The organism is Nocardioides sp. CFH 31398, assembly GCF_022436705.1.
GTDB lineage: Bacteria > Actinomycetota > Actinomycetes > Propionibacteriales > Nocardioidaceae > Nocardioides.
On record NZ_JAKUHT010000015.1, the window covers coordinates 17,070 to 28,133 of the forward strand.

The 11,064-nt window shown below is 74.7% G+C and carries 9 protein-coding genes; 8 read left to right on the plus strand and 1 reads right to left on the minus strand.

Annotation, left to right across the window (positions count from 1 at the left end; translation table 11 throughout):
* Nucleotides 1-16: 16 nt before the first annotated feature.
* The gene (locus MJ876_RS14180; protein WP_240237153.1) at nucleotides 17-2,059 is read left to right on the plus strand and encodes an alginate lyase family protein; all 2,043 of its coding nucleotides are present in this window, start codon (nucleotides 17-19) and stop codon (nucleotides 2,057-2,059) included.
* Between the two features lie 100 nt (nucleotides 2,060-2,159).
* Nucleotides 2,160-3,524 (plus strand): nucleotide sugar dehydrogenase, encoded by a 1,365-nt coding sequence (locus MJ876_RS14185; protein ID WP_240237156.1) that lies wholly within the window; start codon nucleotides 2,160-2,162, stop codon nucleotides 3,522-3,524.
* A gap of 43 nt (nucleotides 3,525-3,567) precedes the next feature.
* On the opposite strand, the gene rfbC is transcribed toward MJ876_RS14185, so the two are convergent.
* Nucleotides 3,568-4,134 (minus strand): dTDP-4-dehydrorhamnose 3,5-epimerase, encoded by a 567-nt coding sequence (gene rfbC / locus MJ876_RS14190; protein ID WP_240237158.1) that lies wholly within the window; start codon nucleotides 4,132-4,134, stop codon nucleotides 3,568-3,570.
* 77 nt (nucleotides 4,135-4,211) lie between these two features.
* On the opposite strand from rfbC, the gene MJ876_RS14195 reads away from it, so the two are divergent.
* From MJ876_RS14195 to MJ876_RS14220, 6 genes are read left to right on the plus strand one after another with little or no spacing between them, the layout of a single operon-like run.
* Entirely contained in the window at nucleotides 4,212-5,441 is a 1,230-nt protein-coding gene (locus tag MJ876_RS14195; RefSeq protein ID WP_240237160.1) for a class I SAM-dependent methyltransferase, read from the plus strand.
* Between the two features lie 10 nt (nucleotides 5,442-5,451).
* A complete protein-coding gene (locus MJ876_RS14200; protein ID WP_240237162.1) occupies nucleotides 5,452-6,291 on the plus strand; it encodes a glucose-1-phosphate cytidylyltransferase in 840 nt (279 codons plus the stop codon).
* Entirely contained in the window at nucleotides 6,291-6,953 is a 663-nt protein-coding gene (locus MJ876_RS14205; RefSeq protein ID WP_240237164.1) for a PIG-L deacetylase family protein, read from the plus strand. Before MJ876_RS14200 ends, MJ876_RS14205 begins: the two co-directional genes overlap by 1 nt.
* A complete protein-coding gene (locus MJ876_RS14210) occupies nucleotides 6,950-8,587 on the plus strand; it encodes a glutamate-1-semialdehyde 2,1-aminomutase (protein WP_240237166.1) in 1,638 nt (545 codons plus the stop codon). Before MJ876_RS14205 ends, MJ876_RS14210 begins: the two co-directional genes overlap by 4 nt.
* Nucleotides 8,584-9,954: a DUF4910 domain-containing protein gene (locus tag MJ876_RS14215; protein ID WP_240237168.1), complete on the plus strand. Its 1,371-nt coding sequence runs from the start codon at nucleotides 8,584-8,586 to the stop codon at nucleotides 9,952-9,954. The genes MJ876_RS14210 and MJ876_RS14215 overlap by 4 nt, the downstream gene beginning before the upstream one ends.
* A 5-nt stretch (nucleotides 9,955-9,959) precedes the next feature.
* Nucleotides 9,960-10,967 (plus strand): NAD(P)-dependent oxidoreductase, encoded by a 1,008-nt coding sequence (locus MJ876_RS14220; protein ID WP_240237170.1) that lies wholly within the window; start codon nucleotides 9,960-9,962, stop codon nucleotides 10,965-10,967.
* Nucleotides 10,968-11,064 lie beyond the last annotated feature (97 nt).

Sequence of the window (11,064 nt, forward strand, 5' to 3'; positions counted from 1 at the left end):
CGGACGGAGGCGCGGGGTGGTCGACGCGGGACGACTCGGCTGGTACGCCCGCCGGCTGCGGACGATGGGCCCGGCCGAGGTCGCCTGGCGCGTCCGGCGTGCCGCCCAGGACGTCGCGCGGGACGTCGTCCCCCCGGCCCTCGGCCGTCCGGGCGACGGGCTGCCCACCGACGACTCCTGGTGGGACGACGCGCTGGCCGCGTTCCGACGCGCCGACGACCGCCCGCTGCTGCTGGACCGTGACCGGGCGCTGCGGGTCGCCGCCGAGGCGCCGGGGTCCGTCGCCGCCGTGGTGGCGGCCGCCGAGCGCGTCCTCGAGGGGCGTGTGCGGTACTTCGGCTACCCCGAGGCGCAGCTGGCCGACCCGCCCGACTGGCACCACGACCCGCTGAGCGACCACCACTGGCCCCGGGTGCCCGCCGGCCGGCTCGACCACCGCACGGCCCCCGCCGACCCGAAGTGGGTCTGGGAGCTCAACCGGCTCCAGCACCTGCCGTGGCTGGCCCAGGCGTGGCTCGTCACCGGTCGCGACGTGTTCGCCGAGACGACGTTCCGCCACCTCGACTCCTGGGTGGAGGCCAACCCCGTCGGGGTGGGCATCGCATGGCGCGGGGCGTTCGAGGCAGGCGTGCGGGCGATCTCGGTGCTGGTGGCCCTGCAGGGGTTGCGCGACAGCCCGCTGCTCGACCGCGACCGCTTCCGCCGCCTCGTCACCGTGCTCGACGCCGGCGCCCGCGCCTGCTGGCGGGAGCGGTCGCTGCACAGCTCGGCCAACAACCACCTCGTCGGCGAGCTCGCCGGCCTGGTGACCACGACCCTGCTGCTGCCCGAGCTGCCCCGGGCCGAGGAGCGGTGCCGACGCGCGCTCGGCCTGCTCGCCGCCGAGGCGGACCGCCAGGTCCTGCCGGACGGCGTCGGCGCCGAGCAGGCGGTGGGCTACCAGGTCTTCACCGCCGACCTGCTGCTCGTCGTCCTCGTGCTGCTCCGTGCCGGTGGACGCGACGCGCCGAGGGCGGTCGAGCACGCCGTGCGCCGCAGCGGCGACCTCCTCGCCGCGCTGGTCGCCGACGGCGAGCCCGTGCCCCGGTACGGCGACGACGACGAGGGGTTCGCGTTGCGGCTCGGGCCCGCGAGCCACCCGACGGTGCGCGACCACCTCGCCCTGCTCGCGGCGTACGGCGCCCCCGCGCCGCCGCCCGACACCCCCGCGACCGGCCCGGGCCCGCACTGGGTGCAGGCGGCCACGGGCGGCCGGGTCGGCCCGGTGCCCGGCCCCTGGACCCCGCCGGGGCCGCAGGGCAGCCTGCACGCCCCGCACGGCGGGCTGGTCGTCCTCCGCTCGCGCGCGGGCGGCCGACGGCAGCGGGTCACCGTCGACGTCGGGCCGCTGGGCTACCTCGCGATCGCGGCGCACGGCCACGCCGACGCGCTCGCCCTCACCTGGACCCTCGACGGCGAGGAGGTCGTCGAGGACCCCGGGACGGCGAGCTACTACGGCCACCCCGCGTGGCGGGCCGTCCACCGCAGCACCGCCGCCCACGCGACCCTCGAGGTGGACGGCGAGGACTCCTCGCAGATGGCCGGCGCGTTCCTGTGGACCACCCACGCGGAGGTCGACGAGGTCGGGGTCGACCTCGACGCCGGGGTCGTCGACGCCGCCCACGACGGCTACACCCGGTTGCCCGACCCGGTGCGCCACCGCCGCCGCGTCACCGCCCCGCCCGACCGGCTCGGGCTGGAGGTCCGCGACGTCCTGGAGGCGCCGGGAGGCGGAGCCCACGCCGCGGTCGTGTCCTGGCCGCTGGCTCCCGGCCTGGGTGCGCAGCCGACCGCCGACGGCTTCCGGGTCCTGCGACCCGACGGCACCGAGGTGGCCGTGGCCCGCCTGGACGCCTCCGCGCCGTACGTCGTCGAGGTGGTCGAGGCGGACCCCGCCACCCACCGGGGCTGGTCGTCGTCACGCCTCGAGGCCCGGCGGCCCGCCTGCCTGGTGCGCGTCGTCGTCCGCCCGGCGGTCGACCTGGTGGTGACGACCACCTGGGCACCAGGACCCTCCTAGGGTTCCTGCGCGCAGGTGCAAGATTCAAGCAACCCCCGCCCGACGCTCCCCGACGGCCGTACGATCGACGGGTCCGTGTGCCAGTCCAGGGGGGATCCACATGACACACGACCTCAGCCGTGCGCGCCTGTCCGTGCTCGGTCTCGGGTACGTCGGCTGCGTCTCCGCGGCCTGCTTCGCCGCGGGGGGCCACGCCGTCGTCGGCGTCGACGTCGACCCCTCGAAGACCGCGCTGCTGGCGCGTGGCGTCGCCCCGATCGTCGAGGAGCGCATCGGCGACCTCGTCGCCGAGGTGGTCGCCGACGGCCGGCTCACGGTGGGCGACGACCTCGCGGCCGCGGTCGCCGACACCGACGTCTCGCTCGTCTGCGTCGGCACGCCGTCCGGCCAGGGCGGCCGCCTCTCGACCGAGCACCTCGAGCGCGTCAGCGAGGAGCTCGGCCTGGCGCTCGCCGACAAGGACGCCTGGCACACCGTGGTGTTCCGCAGCACGATGCTGCCGGGGACCTGCGAGGGCCTGCTGGTGCCGCTGCTCGAGAAGTTCTCCGGCAAGCAGGTCGGGGTCGACTTCGGCGTCTGCGTGAACCCCGAGTTCCTCCGCGAGGGCAGCAGCGTGAGCGACTTCTACGACCCGCCGAAGACGGTGGTCGGGCAGAGCGACGACCGCGCCGGCGACGCCGTCCTCGCCCTGTACGACGGGCTGCCGGGGCCGCGCTTCCGCGTGGGGATCGGCACCGCCGAGATGACCAAGTACGTCGACAACAGCTTCCACGCGCTCAAGGTGGGCTTCGCGAACGAGATCGGCGCGGTGTGCTCCTCGCTCGGGGTCGACTCCCACGAGGTGAGCGAGATCTTCCTGTCGGACACCAAGCTCAACGTCAGCCCGGCGTACCTGCGACCCGGCTTCGCGTTCGGCGGCTCCTGCCTGCCCAAGGACGTCCGCGCCCTCACCCACGTCGCTCGCACCCGCGACGTCGAGGTGCCGATCCTCGACCACGTCCTGCCCTCGAACCTCGCGCACCTCGAGCGCGCCGTCCGAGCCGTCGTCGACCTCGAGCACCGTGACGTCGGGATGTTCGGGCTCACCTTCAAGGCCGGCACCGACGACCTCCGCGAGAGCCCCCTGGTCGAGCTGGCCGAGCGGCTGGTCGGCAAGGGCTTCGACCTGCGCATCTTCGACGCCGTGCTGCAGCTCGCGCGCCTGGTCGGGTCGAACCGGGCGTTCGTCGAGCAGCGGCTCCCGCACCTCGCGGAGCTGATGACCGAGGAGGCCGACGAGGTCGCCGGCCACGGCCGCACCCTCGTGGTCGGCGCCCAGGACGAGGCCGTGCTGACGGCCCTGACGGCCCTCGCCGACGGTGGGGCGCCGCTGGACGTCGACCTGGTCGACCTCGTCCGCCTCCCGGACCCGCTCCTGGGACGCCTGCGCTCCGCGGGTGTCCGCTACCACGCCATCGCCTGGTGAGCGGGGGCCGACGATGACCGTCCGACGGGGCCGCGGGCCCGGCTCAGCGGGGCGCGGGGGCGATCCTCGCCAGGGCCTCCGCGCAGTCCGCCAGCGGGGGAGCGTGGCGGTCGGCGTCGCTCATCGCGGACGCCGGCAGCGGCCACTCGATCGCGAGGTCGGGGTCGTCCCAGGCGATCGTGAGGTCCTCGCTCGGGTCGTGCTCCGCGTCGATCCGGTACGACGTGTCGGCCACCTCGGTGAGGGCCTGGAAGCCGTGGGCGCACCCGGCGGGCACGTAGATCGAGTTCTGCTCGTCGCCGTCGAGGTGGAAGGTGAGGTGCCGGCCGTGGGTCGGCGAGCCCGGCCTCAGGTCGACGACCACGTCGAAGACCGCCCCGGACGAGCAGCGCACGAGCTTGTTCTCCCCGCGGCCGGTCCGCACGTGCAGGCCCCGGACCACGCCGTACGCCGACCGGGACAGGCTGTCCTGGAGGAAGGCGCGGCCGTCGATGCCGGCCTCCGCGGCGGTGGCCATGTCGAAGGTGCGCGAGAAGAAGCCCCGGTGGTCGCGGTGCGGCGTCGGGCGCAGCTCCAGCAGACCCTCGATCTCGGTGCGTCGGACCTCCACGCGCCACCCCCTGTCGTCCGTCCCCGTGCTGGTCGGGCCCACCCTAGGGCGGCCGGCTCCCCCTGGAGGTCCCACCGATGACGTCGCCCCGGTGCCGGCTCTGCTCCGCCGAGCTCACCCACACCTTCGTCGACCTCGGCATGTCGCCGCCGTGCGAGACGTTCCCGACCGCCGACGAGCTCGACCAGGGGGAGATGTTCTACCCCCTGCACGTGCGGGTGTGCGAGCAGTGCCTGCTCGTGCAGCTCCCGGCGTACATCCCGGCGGAGGAGATCTTCAGCCACTACGCCTACTTCTCGTCCTACTCCGACTCCTGGGTGCGTCACGCCGGCACCTACGTCGAGGACGCCGTCGACCGGCTGGGCCTCGGCGAGGGCTCCTTCGTCGTCGAGGTCGCGAGCAACGACGGCTACCTGCTGCGCCACGTCGCCGACCGCGGGATCCGCTGCCTGGGCATCGAGCCGGCCGCGAACGTCGCCGAGGCCGCCGTCGCGGCGGGGATCGACACGGAGGTGGCGTTCCTGGGTGCCGGAACGGGCGCCGACGTCGCCGAGCGCCACGGCCGCGCCGACCTCGTCGTCGCCAACAACGTCTTAGCCCACGTGCCGGACATCGTCGACTTCACCGCCGGGCTGCGCGCGCTGCTGGCGGACGACGGCACGCTGACCATCGAGATCCCGCACCTGCTGCGCCTCATCGACGGCCGCGCCTACGACACGATCTACCACGAGCACTACTCCTACGTGTCGCTGCTGACCACCCAGCGGGTGCTCGCGACCGCCGGGCTCGTCGTCGTGGACGTCGAGGAGCTGTCGTCGCACGGCGGCTCCCTGCGGACCTGGTCGAAGCCGGCCGCGACGGCCGGGGAGCCGTCGGAGCGGGTGGCGAAGGTGCTGGCCGACGAGGAGGCCGCGGGGCTGCACAGCCTGGAGGGCCACGCCGGCTTCGCCCCGGTCGTGGCGAAGGTCCGCGACGACCTGGTGTCGTTCCTCGTCGAGGCGTCCCGGGAGGGCAAGCGGGTCGCGGCGTACGGCGCGCCCGGCAAGGGCAACACGCTGCTGAACCACGCGGGCGTGCAGCGCGACCAGATCGAGTTCGCCGTCGACCGCAACCCGTTCAAGCACGGCCGCTTCCTGCCCGGCACGCACATCCCGGTCCACCCGCCCGAGCACCTCGACGCCGAGAAGCCGGACTACGTGGTGATCATGCCGTGGAACCTGCGGTCCGAGATCTCCGCGCAGCTCGCCCACGTGCGCGAGTGGGGCGGGAAGCTCGTCGTGTTCGTGCCCGAGCTCGAGGTCTGGTGAGGAGTCGGCCATGAAGGTGGTGCTGTTCTGCGGCGGCCTGGGGATGCGCATGCGCACCGGGCCGGAGTCCCTGCCGAAGCCGATGATGCCCATCGGCTCGCGCCCGGTGCTGTGGCACGTCATGCGCTACTACGCGCACTTCGGGCACACCGAGTTCGTCCTCGCCCTCGGCCACGGCGCCCAGGCGGTGAAGGACTACTTCCTCACCTACCGCGAGACCAGCTCGAACGACTTCGTGCTGCGCCGCGGCGGCGCGGAGGTCGAGATGCTGTCGACCGACATCAGCGACTGGACCATCACCTTCGTCGACACCGGGGTCGGCTCCCCGATCGGGGAGCGGCTGCGCCGGGTCCGGCCGCACCTCGGTGACGACGAGATGTTCCTGGCCAACTACGGCGACGTGCTCACGGACGCCCCGATGGACACGATCGTCGAGGAGTTCGCCGCCTCCGACGCGGTCGGCTCCATGCTCACCGTGACGCCGCAGGACTCCTTCCACGTCGTCGGCATCGACGACGGGATGGTCACCGGCCTCACCGCCGTCGCCGACATGGACATGCGCATCAACGGCGGCTACTTCGTGTTCCGGCAGTCGATCTTCGACTACCTCGAGGAGGGCGACGACCTCGTCATGGACGGCTGCGTCCGCGCGGCCAAGGACGGGCTGATGCGCGCGGTCCGCTACGACGGGTTCTGGGCGCCGATGGACACGCTGAAGGAGCGGTCGGCCCTCGAGGAGCGCTGGCGCCACGGGGACAGCCCGTGGGCGCTGTGGCGCGGCGGGCACTCGAACGGCGGCTCGTCCGTCGCCGACGTGGACCTCGAGTCGCCGTCCATGGGGGACGACTGATGCTGGCGCTGTCACCCGCCGCCGGGGACCTCGAGGTGCTGTGCCTCGGCGCGCACCCCGACGACGTCGAGATCGGCTGCGGCGCCACCCTGCTGACGCTCGCCGAGCGGCCCGGCACCACGGTGCGCGGCGTCGTCCTCACCGGCGGCGGCGGGCCGCGGGAGACCGAGGCCCGCGAGGCGCTGCCGCGGTTCGTGCCCGGCGCCGAGGTCGAGGTCCACGACCTGCCCGACGGCCGGCTCCCGCAGCACTGGGACGCCGTCAAGCAGACCCTCGAGGACGTCGGCCGCCGGACCGCCCCCGACCTCGTGCTGGCGCCGCGCACCGACGACGCCCACCAGGACCACCGCCTCGTCGGCGACCTCGTCACCACCGTCTGGCGCGACGCGCTCGTGCTGCACTACGAGATCCCCAAGTGGGACGGGGACCTCGGAGCCATGACCCACTACGTCGGCGTCGACGACGCCACCCGCGCCCGCAAGATCGAGCTGCTCGACGCCAGCTTCCCCAGCCAGCACGCCCGCGACTGGTGGGACCCCGAGGTGTTCGGGGGGCTCATGCGGCTGCGGGGCATGGAGTGCCGGGCGCCGTACGCCGAGGCGTTCCGCGCGGCCAAGGTGCGCCTCGACCTCGGGTCGGGCCCGCAGGAGGGAGCACGATGACCGAGCGGATCCTGCCGGCCGGCACGCCGTCGGCCGCCTCACCAGCGTCCAGGTCACTGCCCACGCCACCGTCGTTCGCGGAGTCGACGCGGCTGCAGGACCGGCTGCACGAGCTCGTCCCCGGCGGCGCGCACACCTACGCCCGCGGCGCCGACCAGTACCCGGAGGGGATGGCCCCGGTGCTCGTCCGCGGCGAGGGCGCGCGGGTGCTCGACGCCGACGGCCGCTGGTACGTCGAGTACGGGATGGGGCTGCGGTCCGTCACCCTCGGCCACGGCTACGCGCCGGTCGTCGACGCCGTCAGCGCCGCCATCCGCGACGGCGTCAGCTTCTCCCGGCCGACGACCTGGGAGGTCGACGCCGCGGAGCGGTTCCTCGCCCAGGTCCCGACCGCCGACATGGTGAAGTTCGCGAAGAACGGCTCGGACGCCTCGACGGCCGCCGTCCGCCTCGCCCGCGCCGCGACCGGTCGCGAGCTCGTCGCGGTGTGCGGCAGCCAGCCGTTCTTCTCGACCGACGACTGGTTCATCGGCACCACCCCGATGCACGCCGGCATCCCGGCCGCGGACCGCGCACGGACGCTGACCTTTCCCTACAACGACCTCGACGCGCTGGACGACCTCCTGCGCCGGCACGCCGGGCAGGTCGCCGCGGTGGTGATGGAGGCCGCCACCGGGACGGTCGCGCCGGAGCCGGGCTACCTCGAGGGCGTGCGCGCGCTCACCGAGCACCACGGCGCCGTGTGGGTGCTCGACGAGATGATCACCGGCATGCGCTGGTCCGCCGGCGGTGCGCAGGCGACGTACGGCGTGACCCCGGACCTGTCCACCTGGGGCAAGGCCCTCGGCAACGGCTTCGCGGTCTCCGCGCTCGCCGGCCGCCGCGACCTCATGGAGCTGGGCGGGCTGCGGACCTCGCAGTCGCGGGCGTTCCTGCTCTCGAGCACCCACGGCGCCGAGGTCACCGGCCTCGCGGCGTACCTCGCGGTCGCCGACGCGTACGACGCCTGGGACGTCGTGGGCACGATGGAGCGCCGCGGGGCCGCGCTGGCGGCCGGTGTCAACGAGCTGGCCGCCGTCCACGGCGTCAGCGGTCACGTCGAGGCGCTCGGCCGGCCGTCGTGCCTCGTCTTCGCGACGCGGGACGCCGACGGGGCGCCGTCGCAGGCCTACCGGACGCTGTTCCTCCAGGGCCTCCTCGAGCACGGCGTCCTCGGCCAGTCGTTCGTCGTCTCCGCCGCCCACACCGAGGCGGACGTCGACCTGACGCTCGCCGCGGTGGACGCCGCGCTGCCGACGTACCGCCGCGCCCTCGAGCAGGGCGGCGTCGACGGCCTGCTGCGCGGCCGGCCGGTCGCCCCGGCGCTCCGCGACCGCGCCGAGCCGCGGCGCCTGGTCGTGCCGGACGCGCCCATGGTCGAGACGGTCCCGCTCGTCGAGGCGGCGTCGCTGGCCGAGGTCGTCGCGGACGACGGGGCCGTGCTGCTGCACGAGGCGGTCCGCCTCACCGACGGCGAGCCCGTCGCGGAGGCGCTCGTGCTGCCGGAGTCGGTGCTCGAGGCGATGCCCGGGGTCGTGCCGGGCGACGTGGTCGTCGACCCGCTGCTGCTCCCGCCCGGCGGCGAGCAGCGGTGACGACGCTCGCGGGCCTGACCGACGCGCTGCGCGCCGGCGCTCTGCCCGACGGCACGTCGTTGGCGAGCCTCGGCGAGCGGATGCACGCCAGGGTGGCGGAGCTCTACCCGCTGCCGCGCAGCCTCACCGGTCCCGGGGTGCGCGCCACGCTGGACCTGCTCGGGGAGTCCCTGGCCGGGTCGGCCACGATCGAGCGGCACGAGGTCCCGACCGGCACCCGCGCGCACGACTGGACGATCACCGACGAGTGGACGCTGCGCCGCGCGTGGCTCACGGACACCTCGACGGGCGACGTCGTGGTCGACACGGACGTCCACACGCTGCACGTCGTCGGCTACAGCACCCCGGTGCGGGCGACCCTCTCGCGCGACGACCTGCTGCCCCACCTGCACACGCTGCCCGAGGCGCCGGACGCGATCCCGTACCGGACGTCGTACTACCACCGCACCTGGGGCTTCTGCCTGACGCAGCGGCAGCTCGACGGACTGGGGGAGGGGCCGTTCGAGGTCGTCGTCGACGCGGACCTCGGCCCGGGCCACATGACGTACGGCGAGGTGCTGCTGCCGGCGACCGTGCCGCCACCCGAGGGGGAGGAGGCCGGCGAGGTGCTGCTGTCCGCACACCTGTGCCACCCCTCGCTCGCCAACGACAACCTGTCGGGGCTCGTGCTGGTCACCGAGCTGGTGCGGCTGCTCGCGGGGGTGCCCCGCCGCCACGCCTACCGGGTGGTCATGGCCCCCGGCACGGTCGGCGCCGTCCTGTGGCTGTCGCGCAACGCCGACGTGCTGCCGAGGATCCGGCACGGCCTCGTGCTCACCGGGCTCGGCGGGCCGGGCCACCTCGTCTACAAGCGGACCCGGCGCGGCGACCGCGGCGTCGACGCGGCCGTCGGGCACGTCGTCCGGCGGCGCGGCGGCGAGGTGCGCGACTACTCGCCGTGGGGCTACGACGAGCGGCAGTACAACGCGCTGGGCTTCGACCTGCCCGTCGGGCGGCTGTCGCGGACGCCGCACAACGAGTACCCCGAGTACCACACCTCCCACGACGACCTGGCCCACGTGACGCCCGCCGAGCTGACCGACGCGCTGGTGGCGCTGGTGGAGGTCGTCGACGTCCTCGAGAACGACGGACGCCCGCGCAACCTCGCGCCGTACGGGGAGCCGCAGCTCGGCACCCGGGGCATCTACCCGACCACGGGCGGGAGGGCCGCGAGCGACGCGGTGATGGCGATGCTGTGGACCCTCGCCTACGCCGACGGCGACACGTCGCTGCTCGAGGTCGCCGCCCGCGCGGACCTGGACTTCGCGGACATCCGGACGGCGGCCGCGACGTTGTCCGGTGCCGACCTGCTCGACGGGCTAGGTTGAGCGCCGTGCGCGTGCTGGTCACCGGGTCCGACGGCTACCTCGGCAGCCTCCTCGTCACCGAGCTCCGACGGGGCGGCCACGACGTCGCCACCCTCGACTCGGGCCTGTACCGGCGGGCGCTGCTCGAGCCGCGGGACGCCCCCGACTCGACGGGCGACACGCGTGACGTCGCGGCGGCGGCGCTGGCGGGCCGCGACGTCGTCGTCCACCTCGCGGAGCTGTCGAACGACCCCCTCGGCGAGCTCGACCCCGAGCTGACGGTCGCGATCAACCACCGCGGCTCGGTGCGCCTCGCCGACCTGGCCGCCGAGGCGGGCGTGGGCCGGTTCGTCTACTTCTCCTCGTGCAGCGTGTACGGCGCCACCGGCGACGCCATCGTCGACGAGGACGGCCCGACCAACCCGCTCACGGCGTACGCCCGGTGCAAGGTGGCGGTCGAGCAGAACCTCCTCGGCACCGACCGGGGCGACCTCGTCCCGGTGATGCTGCGCAACGCGACGGTCTACGGCCCGTCGCCCGCCCTGCGCCTCGACCTGGCGATCAACGAGTTCGTGTACGACGCCGTGATCAACGGCGCCGTCCGGATGCGCAGCGCGGGCACCTCGTGGCGCCCCTTCGTGCAGGCCGGCGACATCGCGATCGCCGCCCGGGCCCTCATGGAGGCGCCGATCGGGTCGGTGGGCCGCCAGATCGTGAACGTCGGTTCGGACGAGGCGACCATCCAGGTCAGCACGGCCGCCGGGATCGTCTCCCGCCTCACCGGCGCCCCCGTCGAGATCGCGGACCCGTCGCCGGACCTCCGCGACTACCGGGTCTCCTTCGCGAAGCTCTCCTCGCTGCTGCCCGACCTGCGGATGCGCCGAATCGAGGACGGCATCGGCGACCTCGTCGCCTTCGTGCAGGAGCACGCCGACGACTTCCGCGCCCGCCCCAAGGACGACTTCTTCCGCCTCGCCGAGCTCCGCCGCCGCCGCGACGCCGGCGAGCTCGACGAGGCGCTGCGGCGGACCTGAGGCCGACCCCGGACGAGATCGGAGTGGGGGGGGGGGGGGGGGGGCGCGCGCCCCCCCCCCGGGGCGGGGGGGGGGGGTGGGGGGGGGGGGGGGGGGG